This window comes from Nakamurella flavida (assembly GCF_030811475.1).
GTDB lineage: Bacteria > Actinomycetota > Actinomycetes > Mycobacteriales > Nakamurellaceae > Nakamurella > Nakamurella flavida.
In genome coordinates this window covers 3,677,479-3,694,028 of the sequence record NZ_JAUSQV010000001.1, presented here as the reverse complement: position 1 = coordinate 3,694,028, position 16,550 = coordinate 3,677,479, and the positions used below count along the sequence as shown (strand labels likewise).

Here is a 16,550-nt window from a genome sequence, read left to right as displayed (position 1 = left end):
GTGATATCAGCACAGCTCGCGCTACCCGGGCGACGTCGGACGGGACGTCACCGGCCGGATCCGGTCAGGCAACCCGGCCGGTGACGACAGTCCGACCGTCAGGAGTTGTCCAAGATGCCCTCACAGGACGGGATGGCGGCCACGGCCTTCTTGACACCTTCGCTGGCGTCGATGGCGGTCAGGCCCTGCGCCTCGGCGAAGACCGACTCCAAACCACTGAGGAGCTGCTGGCCGGCGGCCGGGTCGTTCGGGTTCACCGCGGCGGCCTGGGTACCGAACTGGCTGAACGCCGGGCCGACCTTGCTCAGGGTGTCGACGAACTGGGCGGCAAGAGCGTCGCCGCCCTCGAAGGTGGGCGGCGGGGTGCTCTGCAGCTGCGTCCCGGTCGCCGTCATCGCGTCACCGATCTGCCCGAAGAGGGTGCCGATCGCCGCGGGATCGTTCCCGAGGGAGTCCCCGGCAGCGCTGAGCTGCTTGAGCGGCGCCAGACCGGTGCAGAAGGTGTCGAAGAAGGTGGTGCTCTGCGCGTCCAGCGTGGTGGTGTCGCCGCCGACCGTGGTGGTGGCGCTCGCCGACATCTCCATCGAGCTCATGTCCTGCGAGCTCATGTCCATGGAACTCATGTCCATCGAGCTCATGTCCATGGAGCTCATGTCCATGGAGGTCGCCATGCTCTCCATCGAGCTCGCACTGCTCGGCGTGCTCACCGCGGCCGAGGTGCTCGCGGCCGAGGTCTGGGCCGCGGAGGTGGCGGAGGTGGCGGGTGCGGCCGCGTCGGAACCGCCGCAGCCGGCGAGGAACAGGGCGCCGGCGGCCCCCAGGCCGGCCAGCATCGTGGTCGTGCGCTTCATGGGACTCCCTCTCGTCGGACATCCGGGTGTCGGACATCTCGGTGGTCGCGTGCTCGGTGGTGATGTGCCGTCGCCGCTCGGCGGGCCGGGTCGGTGGGTGCAGATCGTCGGCGGCTCGGGGTGGTCGGTGGGTGCAGCCGGGCGCGCCCGGTGCGTGCATCGTGCGGGAACGGGTGTCTGGTCCGCCTCAGGCCGGTGGCGGTCGCACCCCCCGGACGGACCGCGGTCCCGCCCGGTTCGACGCTCCACGACGCCGCCCCCCGACCGGCGCCCGGCGATCCTGTCATCGCGTCCGGCCCGTGTCATGCCGAACGGGTACCGATCCGCTAACGGTGTAAGACCGCGGCGGGGGTACGACCCGCCGACCGCGTGCGACGGCCCGGACGGCACAGGGCCGGCCGGGCCGTCGGGCAGAACTCGTCGGTCTACAGGGCGGAAGCGCGTCGCTTCGAGACGACCACCGCGACGACGATGACCGCGACGGCCGCCAGGGCGATGAGCACCCGCACCAGGGTGTTGGCGCCGTCCCCGATGGTCAGCCCGACCACGGCCGGCGCGATCAGCACCGCGACCAGGTTCATCACCTTGATCAGCGGGTTGATGGCCGGTCCGGCGGTGTCCTTGAACGGGTCCCCGACGGTGTCGCCGATGATGGTGGCCTCGTGGGCCGCCGACCCCTTGCCCCCGAACTTCCCGTCCTCGACGATCTTCTTCGCGTTGTCCCAGGCCCCGCCGGAGTTGGCCAGGAAGACGGCCATCAGGGTGCCGGTGGCGATGGTGCCGGCCAGGTAGCCGGCGAGCGGACCCACACCCATGCCGAAGCCCACGGCGATCGGGGCGAAGACGGCGAGCAGGCCGGGGGTGGCCAGCTCCCGCAACGAGTCCCGCGTGACGATGTCGACGACCTTGCCGTACTCCGGTCGGGTGGTGCCCTCCATGATCCCGGGGATCTCCCGGAACTGGCGGCGCACCTCCTGGACCACCGCACCGGCGGCGCGGGACACCGCGTTGACCGCGAGGCCGGAGAAGAGGAACACCACGGCCGCCCCGAGCAGCATGCCGACCAGGGTGCTGGGCTGCACCACGTTGGCCACGAAGAACTGCGTGCCGAGGTCGATGAACTGACCGGCCTGGGTGCGGACCGAGTCACCCATGGTGTCGACGGCACCCAGGGCCTTGATGACGGCCTTGCCGATGGCGTCGGAGTAGCTGCCGAACAGGGCCGTGGCGGCCAGCACGGCGGTGGCGATGGCGATGCCCTTGGTGATGGCCTTGGTGGTGTTGCCGACGGCGTCCAGCTCGGTGAGGATCTGCGCGCCCTCCGGGGAGACGTCCCCGCTCATCTCGGCGATGCCCTGGGCGTTGTCCGAGACCGGCCCGAAGGTGTCCATGGCCACGATGACGCCGACCGTGGTCAGCAGTCCGCAACCGGCCAGGGCGATGGCGAAGAGCGCGACGATCAGCGAACCGGACAGCAGGAACGCCCCGTAGACGGCGGCCGCGATGACCAGCGCGGTGTAGACGGCGCTCTCGAAGCCGACCGAGATGCCGGACAGGATCACCGTGGCCGCGCCGGTCAGCGAGGTCTTGGCGACGTCCTGGGTCGGCTTGGTCTCCGTGCCGGTGAAGTAGCCCGTCAGCCACAGGATGATCGCGGCGAGCACGATGCCGATGACCACGGCGACGAAGGCGATGACCTGGGGGTTCCCGCCCTCGCCGGCGACCGCGGCCACCCCGAGCTCGGCGAAGGAGCCGGGCAGGTAGACGAACGAGGCCACCCCGCAGAGCACCGCGGAGATACCGGCCGAGATGTAGAAGGCGCGGTTGATCGTGGTGAGCCCGCTCTCGCCGACCTTGGCGCGGGTGGTGTACACGCCGATGATCGCGGTGAGCACGCCGATGGCCGGCACGATCAGCGGGAAGATCAGGCCCTTGGTCCCGAAGGCGGCGCTGCCCAGGATGAGCGAGGCGACCAGCACCACGGCGTAGGACTCGAACAGGTCGGCGGCCATACCTGCGCAGTCACCGACGTTGTCGCCCACGTTGTCGGCGATGGTGGCGGCGTTGCGGGGGTCGTCCTCGGGGATGCCCTGCTCGACCTTGCCGACCAGGTCGGCGCCGACATCGGCGGCCTTGGTGAAGATGCCACCGCCCACGCGCATGAACATGGCGAGCATCGCGGCGCCGAAGCCGAAGCCCTCCAACACCTTCGGCGCCTCGCCGACGTAGACCAGCACCACCGCGGAAGCCCCGAGCAGGCCGAGACCGGTGGTGGCGAGCCCCACCGTGCCGCCGGTCCGGAAGGCGATCTGCATCGCCCGTTCACGGCCCTCCCCGTTGGCCGCCGCGGCGACCCGGACGTTGGCGCGGGTGGCCAGCCACATCCCGAGATATCCGATGGAGGCGGAGAATCCGGCGCCCACCAGGAAGAACAGGGAACGGCCGATGCGCTCCCCGGTGGAGTCGGCGGGCAGCACGAAGAGGAGGGCGAAGACGATGACGACGAAGACGCCCAGGGTGCGGAACTGCCGGCCGAGATAGGCGGCGGCACCTTCCTGGACGGCTTCGGAGATCTCCTGCATCTTCGGGGTGCCCTGCCCGGCGGCGAGGACGCCGGCCCGGAGCACGAAGGCGATGGCCAGGGCGATCAACGCGACGACACCGACGCCGATCACGATGACCCGGTCGGTCCCGGAGATGGTCAACTCCGCCGGAATGAAGTCCATGGTTCCCGATCCAGTGCGCGAAGCACCGGTCCCCCGAGGGTGTGGACCGGCGCTGGTCGACAGGTGGGTCCCGGGACAACCGCCGGGACTGGTCGCACTCTCTCACATGACGTGGCGCTCATCACGACATGCTCTGCGTCACATCCGGCGGGTCGCCGCCCGGACCCTGTCCCGACGAGCGGCCGGGCGGATCCGCCCCCTGTCGGTGCCGAGCGTGACAATGGAGGTCATGACCGTCGTCCACCCGCACTCCGACGCCGACCTGCTGTCGGTGCTGCGAGCCGGGGCGCTACTGGCCGACGGGGATCACCCGGACTTCGACCCGTCGATCCCGGCGGTGGTCGGCGCCCGACGTGCCGCCGACGAGCCGGTGCTCGAGAAGATCCTCGCCGGGGGCGGGAGGGACGACGAGGCGGACGGGCCCGTCCGCCACGTGGAGCGACTGCCCTTCCGCGCGGGCCGCACGGCCGATTGGCCCGCGTGGGCCCATCCCGATGTCGTCTCGGCCCTCACCGCACGGGGCATCGAGGTGCCGTGGACCCACCAGAGGGAGGCGGCCGACCTGGTCCACGAGGGGCAGGACGTGGTGCTGGCGACCGGGACGGCGTCGGGCAAGTCGCTGGCCTACCAGCTGCCGGTGCTCAGCGAACTCCTCGCCGACCCCCGCGCCTGCGCGCTGTACCTGGCGCCGACGAAGGCCCTGGCCGCCGACCAGATCGAGGCCCTGCACGAGTTCGACCTGCCGCAGATCCGCCCGGCCGTCTACGACGGCGACACCGGGACGGCCGACCGTGACTGGGCCCGGTCGCACGCACGGTGGATCCTGACCAACCCGGACATGCTGCACCGCGGGATCCTGCCGTCCCATCGGCGCTGGGCCAGGGTGCTCGGGTCGTTGAAGTTCGTGGTCGTCGACGAATGCCACGCCTACCGCGGGGTGTTCGGGTCGCACGTCGGTCTGGTCCTGCGCCGGCTGCGTCGGTTGGCCGCCCTCTACGGATCGGACCCGGTGTTCGTGCTCGCTTCGGCGACGGCTGCCGACCCGGCCGCCGCGGCCGAACGTCTCACCGGCCGCCCGGCGCGGGCCGTCACCCAGGACGGCGCACCCCGTCCCGCGACCGACTTCGTGCTGTGGGAGCCGGCCGTGGTGAGCGGACGCACCGGGGAGCACGGCGCCCCGGTGCGCCGGTCGGCGCCGGTGGAGGCGGCCCGGATGATGGCCGACCTGGTCGCCGCCGGGGCACGGACGTTGACGTTCGTCCGGTCGCGGAACAGCGCCGAGCAGACGGCGTTGAGCGCGCGACGACAGCTCGCCGCCACCGACCCGCACCTGGCCGACTCCGTGGCCGCCTACCGGGGCGGCTACCTCCCGGAGGACCGCCGGGAACTCGAACGCGCGCTGGGCACGGGCGAGCTGCGGGGCATCGCCTCCACCAACGCGCTCGAGCTCGGCGTCGACATCGCCGGTCTGGACGCCGCCGTCCTCGCCGGCTACCCCGGCACGCTGGCCTCCGTGTGGCAGCAGGCCGGCCGCGCCGGTCGACGGGTGCGCCCGGACGCGCCGCGCCCCCTGGTGGTGTTCATCGCCCGCGACGACCCGCTCGACACCTATCTGGTGCACCACCCGGAGGCCGTGTTCGGTCGGCCCGTGGAGGCCGCCGTCACCGACCCGGGCAATCCGTACGTGCTGGGCCCGCACCTGGTGTGCGCCGCCTCCGAGCACCATCTGTCCGAGGCGGACCTGAGCCTCTTCGGACCGGCGACAGCCGGGGTGCTTGCCGACCTGGTCGCCACCAAGGGCCTGCGACGCCGGGCCGCCGGCTGGTTCTACGCCGGTCACGCCCGCCCGACCGACGAGGTGGACCTGCGCGGCAGCGGGGGCGGGCAGGTGGCCATCGTGGAGGCGGACACCGGCCGCCTGCTGGGCACGGTGGACGGTGCGCGGGCTCCCGCCGCCGTGCATCCCGGGGCGCTGCACCTGCACCAGGGCCGGACATATCTCGTCCTGGACCTGGACCTGCACGAGGGCATCGCCCTGGTCCAGGAGGACTACCCCGAGTGGACCACCGTGCCCCGGTCGGTCTCCACGGTCGCGATGACGGACTTCGACACCGCCCACGCGGTCACCGATCTCGCCGGCGGGGTGCGGGTGGGGGTCGGGCCGGTGTGCGTGACCGAGCAGGTCGTCGGCTATCTCCGGCGTCGACCGAGCGGGGAGACCATCGACCAGATCGGTCTGGACATGCCCGAGCACACCCTGCACACCCGGGCCGTCTGGTACTCCGTGGACCTGGCGACCCTGCTGGCCACCGGGGTGCGGGAGGCCGATCTCTCCGGCGCCCTGCACGCGGCCGAGCACGCCGCCATCGGGTTGCTCCCCCTCTTCGCCGGGTGCGACCGGTGGGACATCGGCGGGCTCTCGACCCTGCTGCATCCGGACACCGGAGACCCCACCGTGATCGTGTACGACGGCTATCCCGGCGGGGCCGGGTTCGCCGATCGTGGACACGACGTCCTCGCGGCCTGGCTCACCGCCGTCCGGGACGCCGTCGACGGTTGCTCGTGCCCCACCGGGTGCCCGAGCTGCGTGCAGTCGCCCAAGTGCGGCAACGGCAACGACCCCCTGCACAAGGCCGGCGCCGTGGCCGTGCTGGACCTGATGGTGCGGACACTCGCCGATCTGCCCGCCCCACCCTCCCGCTCCACCCCGGCCGCCGGAGGGGCCAGACGTACGCTGCAGGGATGAGCGAGAACGCTGTCCCCCGTCCCGATCTGGTGGCCCGGTCCGTGGACCTGGCCCGGCGCAACGTGGCCGACGGCGGAAAGCCGTTCGCGTGCCTCGTCGTCGACGCCACCACCGGCGAGGTGCTGCAGGAGTCCACCAACCAGGTCGTCCAAAGCGGCGACAAGACCGCCCATGCCGAGATCGCCGCCATCCGCGCACTGGCCGCGGCCGGCCGCACCGACCTGCACGGGTGCGACGTCTACGTCACGGCCTATCCGTGCCCGATGTGCCTCGGCGCGCTCTATTACGCCGAGCCGGAGAAGGTGGTGTTCGCCGCCACCCGGGAGCAGGAGGGCGAGCACTACGAGGACGGCGGGCGCTACATGGCCCTGGCGACCTTCTACGGCGAGTACGCAGCCGCCCCTGCCGACCGAGCCCTGCCCGGCGTCCAGGGCGAACATCCGCACCCCACCGCACCTTTCGAGGACTACGCGGCTCGACACCAGGACTGACGACCCGCGTCACCCGACGACCTCGCCCACGGGTCCGGCCAGGGCATGCCCGGTGGCGGCCCCGTCGAGCAGACCCACCTCGACCTGCACACTGGTGGTGATCCACACCCACAGCCCCGCCACCCGGCAGGACACCATCCGTGCGCCGTTCGCCGTGGCCACCCGACCTGCTGTGGCGCAGGCGATCTCCGATCCGGACAGAGCCTGCCCGGCCGCGGCGAGGGCGGCAAGATCGGCGGATCCACCCGCCCGACCGCGCGCATCGATCGCCGCCGCCAGGCCGATCACCACCACGGTGACGGCGACCAGAACCGCCGCGACCGCACAGGTCAGCACGGTGCTCACCCCGCCGTCGGCCGGGCCGTCCTCGACGGAACGATCCGGCCGCGGCCGCCGCCACGACCACCGCAGCCACCGCAGCCACCGGCCCCACCCCGTCGACCGACCGGGACGCGGGCGTCGTCGCCCTCGGTCTGTCCGTCCGTCGTCCTCCTCCCACGCCCGACGCCGACCCTGTCTCCACCCGAACCTGTTCACCCGGCGACCCCGTCCTCGCGGGCGGCGACCGCCGAGGCATGCAGCGGACCGATGGGCAGCACTCCGCCCGGTGCGGGCGCCCGGACGGTGACGACGACCAGATCGCCGTCCTGCGTGAAGGACACGGTGGCACCGTCCGGTGCCAGGGCGGTCACCGCGGCCCGGGCCGCTGCGTCGTCGCCACGGCCGGCGAGCCTGGCCGCCTCCTGGGCGGCGTCCTGACAGCGCAGATGCGCCGTGAGAACGGCGATCCCGCTCAAGCAGCACATCAACACCACCATGACCGCGGAGAGGCCGATCGCGGCCTCGACCGTGACCCCGCCGCGATCCCCGGGGTGGATCACCGTTCTCCGCACCGGTGACGGCCCCGGTCCCGGTGGGCGCGGGTGGCGGCGGGCGGACATCAGAAGGCGGTGTCCAGCGCCGAACGCACCAGGGCGGTGAGACCGGCGACCACCGAGTCGCCGGTGACGATCTTGTAGAGGACCGCGGCGAAGGCGGCGGCCACCACGGTGCCGACCGCGTACTCGACGGTGCTCATCCCGGCATCGGCCAGGTCGAGCTCGGGATCGGCCCGGTAGGCCCGTGCCCGGCCGGCGGTACGGGGTCGCCCACCGTCGGCGATCGGGCGCGTGCCCACCCCCTCGGCGTGGGACCCGGCGCCACCTCCGTCAGGACCGGGCTTCTCTGGCTCCGGGCTGGGGGCCGGAGGTGAGCCCGGGGACCCGGCCATGACGGACGGCACGGCGCCCCGACCCCGCCCGGTGGATCGGCACGGCACGCTCTCGGCCGGACGGACGGTGTGCAGGCTCATGTTTCGGCTCCTCTGTCGACTGGGGCCGCGTCGTCGGGCCCGACCTCGAGCCTGGTCGACACCCGACGTCGCCGGGCCTGCCGGTGGCCGGGTGTGCACGGGTAACGGACATGGGGACAACTGCTGCATCACAACGGCATTCGATGGATCACCACGGGACCATGCCCGATCGGGGACGGGATGCCGGACGCCCGCTGCCCGTGGGTCCGACCAAACCACCGGGTAACCGAATGCCAAGGGCAACCGGACCGCCGGCCCGTCCCGCGGGCCGGCGCACCGGCGAACCGGATTGCACCTGGTCCCTCAGAACAGGTGCAGTCCGCCGAACAGGCCCAGGACGACCGGGGCCAGCCCGAGGCACAGGAAGGCGGGCAGGAAGCAGAGCCCGAGCGGAGCGGTGATGACGACGCCGCTGCGGCCGGCGGCGCGTCGGTCCGCCGCCGCCGATTCCCCGCGGAGGGCGGTCACGTGCTCCCGAACGGCCCGGGCGAGCGCCGAGCCGCCGTCGGCGGAACGTCGCGCGGCGCCGGCCAGATCGGCCAGGCGGGGATCGGCGTCGGCCGGACGCCAGGCGGTGTCCGCGGCGGCTCCGAGGGCCAGCATCGCCGCGACCGCGTCGAGGACGACGGCCGGATGACCGCCCCGCCCTCCGGGTGATTGCCCGGGCCCACCGGGCGGGGGGAGATCGGACGGGTCCGTCCCGCGGGTGGCCACCGTGCCGGCGGCGGTCAACGCCGCCGACATCGCCAGACCGGATTCCAGACAGGCCGCCAGCACTTCCCCGTGGGTCACCAGCCAGGACCGCTGGGCGGCCGACTCGACCGGGGTCGCCCGGCCCGCGCTCCGCGCCACCCAACCGCCCGCGGCCGCGGCGAGCGGGAGCACCACCCACCACTGCCCGGGGACGACGAGCAGCCCGGCGCCGGCCACCCCGGCGGCGGCGAGCAGGCCGCGTCCGACGGGGCCGCGGATGCGGGGCGAGCTCCGCCCCCTGCCGGTCCGCCCGGCGACGAGGCCCCGCGGTCGGTCCGGCAGCACCAGTAGAGCGGACGACAGCAGCAGAGCGACGAGCGCCGCGCCGGACCCGGTCACCGCCGGCCCGGGCCGGCGACGAGCCGGTCGGTCCAGAGCAGGCCCACGCACGTCAGCAGCACCCCACCGACCAGCAGGAGTTGACCCACCGTCGTCGCCGTGAGCACCCGGATCGGGTCCGCTCCCATGCCGGCCCCGAGTAGCAGCCCCAGGGCGGGCAGGGCCGCGAGCAGATGCCCGGACAGCCGGGGACCGGCGGCTTCCGCGTTCCGCGCCTCGATCCGATCCACCTCGGACTGCAGATCGACCCGGAGGGCCTCGACCAACCGCGCCAGCGGAAGACCGTGCCGGTGGGAGACCGCCCAGCACGCGGACAGGCGCTCCCCCACCACCTGCCGGACGGAACCGGAGGGAGTGCGACCCGGTCCTGTCACATCGCCGGCCGTCGCCGCCACCCCCTCGAGAACGGCCCGAGCCGCGCCCTGACCCGTCGCGGCCGCCGCCGACAGGGCCCGGACCGGCGGGGCACCGGCCTGCAGATCCCGCGTCACCATGCCCAGTGCGGCAACGAGATCCGTGCGCTCCCTCCCGGTGCGGCGGGCGTCCAGCGCCCTGCGCACCAGCGTTGCCGTCGTCCACACCGCGGCGGCGCCGGCCGCGGCCGGCGCCACCCCGGCCAGCGTCCAGAGACCTGCCCCAGCGGCGGCGGCCAGCATTCCCGGCCTCACCCGCACGGCACGCGCTGAGGGCCACCGACCGGTGCGGGTCGGGTGGTCGCCGTCCCCTCCCCGGCGGTGTCGGGGAGGGACCCGCCGTCGGCCCGGCCAGCACAGCAACCCTGCTGCGGCCAGCAGCGCGATCACCACGGTGCGGCGACCTCACGCTGCCGGAGGACGGCGGCCAGCAGCGAAGCGCCCGGCTCCACCGGCAGCCCGTCCACCACGGCCGGCCGGGCCGTCACCAGCCCGTCGGCATCCCGCTGCAGCACGGCGATCTCCCCCAGCACCCGCCGCGAGCCCCGCCGGGTCAGATGCAGGACGACCTGGACCGCGGCCCCCAGCTGAGCGTGGGCCGCCGCCCGCGGGAGCCCGGCCGCGGCGGCCAGCGCCTCGATCCGTTGCGGGACATCGGCTGCGGTGTTGGCGTGCACGGTGCCCGCTCCGCCCTCGTGTCCGGTGTTCAGGGCGGCGAGCAGGTCGACCACCTCGTCCCCGCGCACCTCCCCGACCACGATGCGATCGGGTCGCATCCTCAGCGCCTGGCGGACGAGGTCCCGCAGCAGTACGGCGCCGACCCCTTCGACATTGGCCGGCCGGGCCACCATGTGCAGGACGTGCGGATGGGGCGGCGCCAGCTCGGCTGCGTCCTCGACGACGACCACCCGGTCGGCGGGAGCCACCGAACCGATCATCGCGCCGAGCAGGGTCGTCTTCCCCGACCCGGTCCCGCCGCTGACCAGGAAGGCCAGCCGAGCACGGACGATCGCGGCGATCGCCGGAGCGGTGACCCCGGGGAGGCCGCCGGACCGCTCGAGGGTGGTGAGGTCGTGGCGCACCGGACGCAGGACGCGCAGGGACAGACAGGTGCCGCCGGTGGCGACGGGAGCGAGGACCGCGTGCAGTCGCGCGCCGTCGGGCAACTGGGCGTCCACGAAGGGGCGGGCGTCGTCGAGCCGGCGTCCGGCGGTCGCGGCGAGCCTGCGGGCCAGGCGCTGCACGGCGGCCTCGTCGGCGAAGGTCACCGTGGTGGCCTCCCAACCGTTCCCGCGGTCGACCCGGACGTCCCGGGGCCCGTTGACCACGACATCGGTGGTGGCGGGATCGGCGAGCAGATCGGCCAGCGGGCCGGTGCCCACCAGTTCCCGCTGCACACCGCGGATGAGGCCGACCATCTCGGCATCGGAGACCAGGACGGGGAGCTCTGCACGCAGGGCCCGGGCCACCGCCGTCGACGTCGGGTCGGCCCGCTCCTGGACGAGTCGACGTTGCACCCGTTCGACCATGCCCTCGGTCAGCGCGGTGGCGTCCGGCGGGCCGACGCCCGCACGGCCGGGGCTCATCGACCCACATCCAGGTGGTCCAGCACGATCTCGGCGGTGCGGGCCAACGCGCTGCGCGCCTCGGCACCGGGGACGCGGGACTGCTCGATCTCCCGCGCCAGCGAGGGCTGTGACCGCAGGGTCGCCAGCAGGGACAGCCCCAGGGACTCCGCGACCTCGTCGGCTCCGAGGTTTCCCGGAGCGGGGCCCCGCACGACCAGAGCGCAGTCGATCCCCGCCCCGCGCAGGTGACGGACGACCCGGTCCGCGGCGAAGCACCCCCGGACGTCGGCCGGGACGACCAGGACGGCCAGGTCGACCGTCTCGAGGACGGCCGCGGTCTCCGCCGGCGGACGCGGCACGTCCAGCACGGTCGTGCCCCCGGCGCGCCGACCCGCGTCCAGGACGGCGGACACCGCCGACGGACCGACCGCCTCGCCGCCCACCCGGCGTGGGGCCAGGACGGGCACGACGGACCGCCCGACGTCGGCGGTGGGCAGGGCGCGACGCAGAGTGGCGGCGGCCAGTCGGCCGCCGACGACGAGGTCCTCCCACCGCATGCCGTGGTCCTGCTCGACCCCGAGCAGCAGATCGAGACCGGCGCCCCACGGATCGGCGTCCAGGAGCAGGGCCTCCGCGCCCCGGCGGGCGGCCGCCACGGCCGTGGCCACGGCGAGCACGGACGCCCCCGCCCCACCGCAGGCCCCCATGAAGGCGACGCTGCGCCCGCCCCCGGGACCGTCGTCGGTCGCATCGACCAGCAGGTCGACCATGCGGTCCTGGTCCTGCGGCAGGTACAGGGTGTCGCTGACGCCGAGTCGGACGCAGTCCTGCAGCACCGCGGACCCGAGCTCCCCGGTGGTGACCACGACCACCGCGGCGCGGCGCGGCAGACCGGCCGCCACGGCCCGCGGCACCAGCGCCGCATCCAGGACGACCACCGAGGCGGCACGCCAGGCGGAGCGATGGGACGGGTCCCGCCCGTGGCCCATCTCCACCCCGGCGGCGGCCGCGATGCGCAGGACGTCGTCGAGGACGTGGTCGTCGTCGGTGACGACGAGGGGGCGTGGCGGCATGGCGGGCCTGTCCGTCCGGGTCCCGGGCGGGACCGTGCCGTCGCAGTGCACCGGTGACCGCACCGCAGGAGCGAGGCGGCCGCCGGGTTTGTGCAAGGAATCCGGACATGGGGACGGATCCGACACCGCCCGTCCGCAAGGCCTTGCGGTAAGGCTTCGCCGTGCATTGATATTCACGCGGACGACGCCTTTTCCCCGCCGTGCCGGATATCGACCCGCCGGCCGCTCCGGGGACATTCCTGGCGTGCCCGGAAGCAACGTGGCCTCGACGGGGTTCGGGCGGGAGCGGACACCGGCCGGAAGTAAGGCGCGACCCCCGCCAGGGGGGAGGGCGGGGGTCGCGGGGGTTCAGCTCCGGGGGGTTGAGCTGAACCGGGTGGTCGGCTCCGGGGGGGTGGAGGCCGACTCGACCACTGTAACCCCGTTCCGTCGACGCCGTCATCCTGCGGCGCAGCCGAAACGGACCGGTCTCGGAACGATCATGAGCCGCACCGACATCCGCTCGCTCATTCGGGTGCATCTGAATCGGTCAGGGTGGACCCTGGGCCCGTCTTCGCTTGCCGGACAACGGGTCGCGGAGTATCACTGACTCAGGGACCCCCGTTCGGCCGGGGACGGCATGGGAGAGAAATGCCGCCCACCCCGATCGGAGCTCTCCGACGTGGATACCGGTACCCACTCACCGCCATGAACCGCGGAGGTACGTCGTCGGGGCGATGACGACAATCGTGACGCCCATTACGACGAGCAGTGGTGCAGCCTGGTAGCCGGGATTCTGCGCCGACGGCGCCCCACCGCAGGTGGGGCGCCGTCTCATGTCCCCGGACGCCTGTCTCCGGGCCCCCGGTCGGCCACGCGGGTCGGCCCTTCGACCCCCGTACTCCTCCCCGCGTCCCGGACCGCCCGGAGACCCTCCCCCACGATCGGCCGTCACGGCCCCGACACAGCCGGCCGCACTGCGGTCGGAGCCCCGGGCGGAGCCCGGAACCACCCGGTCGGGCGTGCCCCCCGCCCCGAAGCCCGGCGCAACGGCCCATCCCGGGAGGTCCCGCCCCGGAGTCGCTCCGAGGACTTTCTCCGCTGCGCCGCGCCGGATTTCACCCGGTCAGCCTGGAACCGGATTGTCCGGATCGGCCGCCGAGGGCGAGGTTCACCCCGGTGGGGACGGTCAGGCCAGCGTGTCGGCCACCGAACGGGCCTCCCGCGCCCCCTGGAGCTGAGCCCGGCAGCAGAGCAGCACCCACTCCCGCACGCCGTCCGGCGCACCGATCCGGTAGGCCTCCAGGGCGGCGTCGTAGCCCGGTCCCGCGGCGAGGAAACCCGCCTCGGGCACGCCGAGGCCGCGGGGGTCCAACCCCGCCGTCATCGCGGTGAGTCGGGCGGCGGCCCGGGCCAGCACACCGTTGGCGCCGACGAAGGGGCTGACGGCCAGCAGTTCGGCGTGCACGACAGCCACCGTCACCGCCGACGGCCAGGGCGGATCGAGGACCAACCGCCCCACCCGGACCAATCGGGCCCGGGGGCCCGCGTCCTCCCGGGGTCGCCCCAGTTCCCCCTCCGTCACCAGGTCGGCGGCGGCCAGGGTGTGCAGCCGGGCGAGCGCCTGCAGGGGCGCCCGGCGCCAGACCGGTACCAGCGCGGCGAGTTCGGCCGCCACCCGCAGCGCGCCGGCCAACACCGGGTCCTGCACGACGGCGACCTCGTCGTCCATCCGGCCGGGACCGCCGTCCAGCAGGGCGGAGGCCCGCGCGGCCCGCACGGACGCCGCGGCCGCGGTCCGGGGCCACCCACGCAGGTTGGCCGGGTGCCGGTAGATCGCCGCCACCGTCGTCTCCGCCTGCTCGGCGGCGGCCCGCACGTCGGGCAGGGCGAGCAGGTCGGGCCACGCAGCAGTCACCGTGGCACCCTAGCCGCCCGGGCGGTTCCCCACCGAGAAATGTTGCTGTGCAGGGATACTCGTGCTCCCCACCAGGGTCGGGTCGGGGCACTGTGGCGCGGCCCGGACGGCGGGGATACCGTCGCGGCAACCCACCACCGGACACTGCGGCGCGTCCCGCACGCACCCGGCGAAGACGATGGTGGGCGCACTCGACGCCGAGAAGGAGCAACCGTGAGCGACATCCCGACGCCCGCCACCCCGTCCGGAACCACCGGGGGACCGCACGGCGCCGAGGGCGGGCGGCCCGGGTCCGCGCTGGACAACCTGTCGGTGGAGGACCGCACCTTCCCCCCCTCGGCGGAGTTCGCCGCCCAGGCCAACCTCGGTGAGGAGGCCTACCAGCGCGCGGCCGACGACCCGGAGGCGTTCTGGGCCGAGCAGGCCCGGCACCTGAACTGGGCCACCCCGTTCACGCAGGTGCTGGACTGGTCGGAGAAGCCGCACGCCCGCTGGTTCGCCGACGGCACCCTGAACGTGGCCGAGAACTGCGTCGACCGGCACGTGCGCGACGGGTACGGGGACACCGTCGCCTTCCACTTCGAGGGCGAGCCCGGCGACTCCCGCTCGGTGACCTACGCCGACCTGCTCGTCGAGGTGTCCCGGGCGGCGAACGCGCTCACCTCCCTGGGCGTGCAGGCCGGCGATCGGGTGGCGATCTACCTGCCGATGATCCCGGAGGCCATCGTCGCGATGCTGGCCTGCGCACGGCTGGGCGCGGCCCACTCGGTGATCTTCGGCGGCTTCTCCGCCGAGGCGCTGCGCTCGCGCATCGGGGATGCCCAGGCCCGCCTGGTGATCACCAGCGACGGACAGTTCCGCCGCGGCCGGGCCGTGTCGCTCAAGGCCGCCGTCGACGAGGCCGTCGCGGCACCGGACTCCCCCGTCGAACACGTGCTCGTGGTGCGACGCACCGGCATCGACGTCGCCTGGACCGACAAGGACGTGTGGTGGCACGAGCTCGTCGACACCCAGTCCGACCGGCACGAGGCGCAGCCGTTCCCGGCCGAGCAGCCCCTGTTCATCCTCTACACCTCGGGCACCACCGGGAAGCCCAAGGGCATCCTGCACACCTCCGGCGGGTACCTCACCCAGGCCGCGTACACCCACCGCGTCGTCTTCGACCACAAGCCCGGCCAGGACGTCTACTGGTGCACCGCCGACATCGGCTGGGTCACCGGGCACAGCTACATCGTCTACGGGCCCCTGGCCAACCGGGTCACCCAGGTCATCTACGAGGGCACCCCGAACACCCCGCACGAGGGCCGGCACTGGGAGATCGTCGACAAGTACGAGGTGTCGATCTACTACACCGCGCCCACCCTGATCCGGACGTTCATGAAGTGGGGCGCGGAGATCCCGGAACGCTACGACCTGAGCTCGCTGCGGGTGCTGGGCAGCGTCGGTGAACCCATCAACCCCGAGGCCTGGATGTGGTACCGGCAGACCATCGGTCACGACCGCTGCCCCATCGTCGACACCTGGTGGCAGACCGAGACCGGCGCGATCATGATCTCCCCGCTGCCCGGGGTCACCGCGACCAAACCCGGGTCGGCCATGCGCCCGCTGCCGGGCATCAGCGCCGTCGTCGTGAACGACGAGGGCGTGCCCGTCGGCGACGGGGAGGGCGGGTACCTCGTCGTCGACAAGCCGTGGCCGGCCATGCTCCGCACCATCTGGGGCGATGACGAGCGCTACGTGGACACCTACTGGTCGCGCTTCGCCGCCCAGGGCTATTACTTCGCCGGTGACGGCGCCAAGTACGACACGGACGGCGCCCTGTGGCTGCTCGGCCGCGTCGACGACGTCATGAACATCTCCGGTCACCGCATCTCCACCACCGAGGTGGAGTCGGCCCTGGTCGCCCACCCCTCGGTCGCCGAAGCGGCGGTCGTCGGGGCATCGGACCCGATGACCGGCCAGGGGATCGTGGCGTTCGTGATCCTGCGCGGCGCGGCCGTGCAGGCCGCCGAGGACGCCGCCGAGCGGGACGGCGACGACGGCTCCGCGGCCAAGGCCCTGATCGACGAGCTCCGTGCCCACGTGGCGAAGCAGATCGGGCCGATCGCCCGACCCCGGCAGATCATGGTCGTCGCCGAACTGCCCAAGACCCGGTCGGGCAAGATCATGCGACGCCTGCTGCGGGACGTGGCCGAGAACCGCGAACTCGGCGATGTCACCACCCTGCAGGACTCCGCGGTGATGAACATGATCACCTCCGGGCTGGGTGGCGGCTCGGCGGACTGACGACACCGGCCGACCGGATCCCGACGCGGCCCCCTGGGGGCGGTCGGGACCCGGTC

General features: G+C 73.6%; 13 protein-coding genes. 3 read left to right on the top strand and 10 right to left on the bottom strand.

The window, feature by feature from the left end; all coding sequences use genetic code 11:
- Positions 1-98: 98 nt before the first annotated feature.
- On the bottom strand, positions 99-851 hold the full coding sequence (locus J2S58_RS16385) for a hypothetical protein (protein WP_205256334.1): 753 nt from the start codon (positions 849-851) through the stop codon (positions 99-101).
- 425 nt (positions 852-1,276) lie between these two features.
- Entirely contained in the window at positions 1,277-3,577 is a 2,301-nt protein-coding gene (locus J2S58_RS16380; protein WP_205256335.1) for a sodium-translocating pyrophosphatase, read from the bottom strand.
- Between the two features lie 229 nt (positions 3,578-3,806).
- On the opposite strand from J2S58_RS16380, the gene J2S58_RS16375 reads away from it, so the two are divergent.
- Both J2S58_RS16375 and J2S58_RS16370 read left to right on the top strand, forming a co-directional pair.
- The gene (locus tag J2S58_RS16375) at positions 3,807-6,323 is read left to right on the top strand and encodes a DEAD/DEAH box helicase (protein WP_205256336.1); all 2,517 of its coding nucleotides are present in this window, start codon (positions 3,807-3,809) and stop codon (positions 6,321-6,323) included.
- Entirely contained in the window at positions 6,320-6,814 is a 495-nt protein-coding gene (locus J2S58_RS16370; RefSeq protein WP_205256337.1) for a deaminase, read from the top strand. The genes J2S58_RS16375 and J2S58_RS16370 overlap by 4 nt, the downstream gene beginning before the upstream one ends.
- Positions 6,815-6,823: 9 nt before the next feature.
- Here the strand turns inward: J2S58_RS16370 and J2S58_RS16365 are convergent, their stop codons facing one another.
- From J2S58_RS16365 to J2S58_RS16330, 8 genes are all read right to left on the bottom strand, one after another.
- Complete coding sequence (locus J2S58_RS16365; protein ID WP_205256338.1) at positions 6,824-7,159, bottom strand: Rv3654c family TadE-like protein; 336 nt, start codon at positions 7,157-7,159, stop codon at positions 6,824-6,826.
- Positions 7,160-7,347: 188 nt separating this feature from the next.
- A complete protein-coding gene (locus J2S58_RS16360; protein WP_306828934.1) occupies positions 7,348-7,695 on the bottom strand; it encodes a TadE family type IV pilus minor pilin in 348 nt (115 codons plus the stop codon).
- A 59-nt stretch (positions 7,696-7,754) separates the two neighbouring features.
- Positions 7,755-7,991: a DUF4244 domain-containing protein gene (locus J2S58_RS16355; RefSeq protein ID WP_306828931.1), complete on the bottom strand. Its 237-nt coding sequence runs from the start codon at positions 7,989-7,991 to the stop codon at positions 7,755-7,757.
- A gap of 477 nt (positions 7,992-8,468) precedes the next feature.
- Positions 8,469-9,257, bottom strand: a complete 789-nt coding sequence (locus J2S58_RS16350; protein WP_205256339.1) for a type II secretion system F family protein — start codon at positions 9,255-9,257, stop codon at positions 8,469-8,471.
- Complete coding sequence (locus J2S58_RS16345; protein WP_205256340.1) at positions 9,254-9,913, bottom strand: hypothetical protein; 660 nt, start codon at positions 9,911-9,913, stop codon at positions 9,254-9,256. Before J2S58_RS16345 ends, J2S58_RS16350 begins: the two co-directional genes overlap by 4 nt.
- 143 nt (positions 9,914-10,056) lie before the next feature.
- Positions 10,057-11,256, bottom strand: coding sequence for a TadA family conjugal transfer-associated ATPase (locus J2S58_RS16340; protein WP_205256341.1), 1,200 nt, complete (start codon positions 11,254-11,256; stop codon positions 10,057-10,059).
- On the bottom strand, positions 11,253-12,311 hold the full coding sequence (ssd, locus tag J2S58_RS16335) for a septum site-determining protein Ssd (RefSeq protein WP_205256342.1): 1,059 nt from the start codon (positions 12,309-12,311) through the stop codon (positions 11,253-11,255). Before ssd ends, J2S58_RS16340 begins: the two co-directional genes overlap by 4 nt.
- A gap of 1,168 nt (positions 12,312-13,479) precedes the next feature.
- Positions 13,480-14,208, bottom strand: a complete 729-nt coding sequence (locus J2S58_RS16330; protein WP_205256343.1) for an oxidoreductase — start codon at positions 14,206-14,208, stop codon at positions 13,480-13,482.
- A 312-nt stretch (positions 14,209-14,520) separates the two neighbouring features.
- Between J2S58_RS16330 and acs the strand changes: the two genes are divergently transcribed.
- Positions 14,521-16,494, top strand: a complete 1,974-nt coding sequence (gene acs / locus J2S58_RS16325) for an acetate--CoA ligase (RefSeq protein ID WP_370881877.1) — start codon at positions 14,521-14,523, stop codon at positions 16,492-16,494.
- The last annotated feature ends 56 nt before the right edge of the window (positions 16,495-16,550 follow it).

What these genes read in the sequence shown, in the direction of transcription:
- J2S58_RS16385 (WP_205256334.1), bottom strand. Translation starts at nt 851, where the DNA reads ATGAAGCGCACGACCACGATGCTGGCCGGCCTGGGGGCCGCCGGCGCC.
- J2S58_RS16380 (WP_205256335.1), bottom strand. Translation starts at nt 3,577, where the DNA reads ATGGACTTCATTCCGGCGGAGTTGACCATCTCCGGGACCGACCGGGTC.
- J2S58_RS16375 (WP_205256336.1), top strand. Translation starts at nt 3,807, where the DNA reads ATGACCGTCGTCCACCCGCACTCCGACGCCGACCTGCTGTCGGTGCTG.
- J2S58_RS16370 (WP_205256337.1), top strand. Translation starts at nt 6,320, where the DNA reads ATGAGCGAGAACGCTGTCCCCCGTCCCGATCTGGTGGCCCGGTCCGTG.
- J2S58_RS16345 (WP_205256340.1), bottom strand. Translation starts at nt 9,913, where the DNA reads ATGCTGGCCGCCGCCGCTGGGGCAGGTCTCTGGACGCTGGCCGGGGTG.
- J2S58_RS16340 (WP_205256341.1), bottom strand. Translation starts at nt 11,256, where the DNA reads ATGAGCCCCGGCCGTGCGGGCGTCGGCCCGCCGGACGCCACCGCGCTG.
- ssd (WP_205256342.1), bottom strand. Translation starts at nt 12,311, where the DNA reads ATGCCGCCACGCCCCCTCGTCGTCACCGACGACGACCACGTCCTCGAC.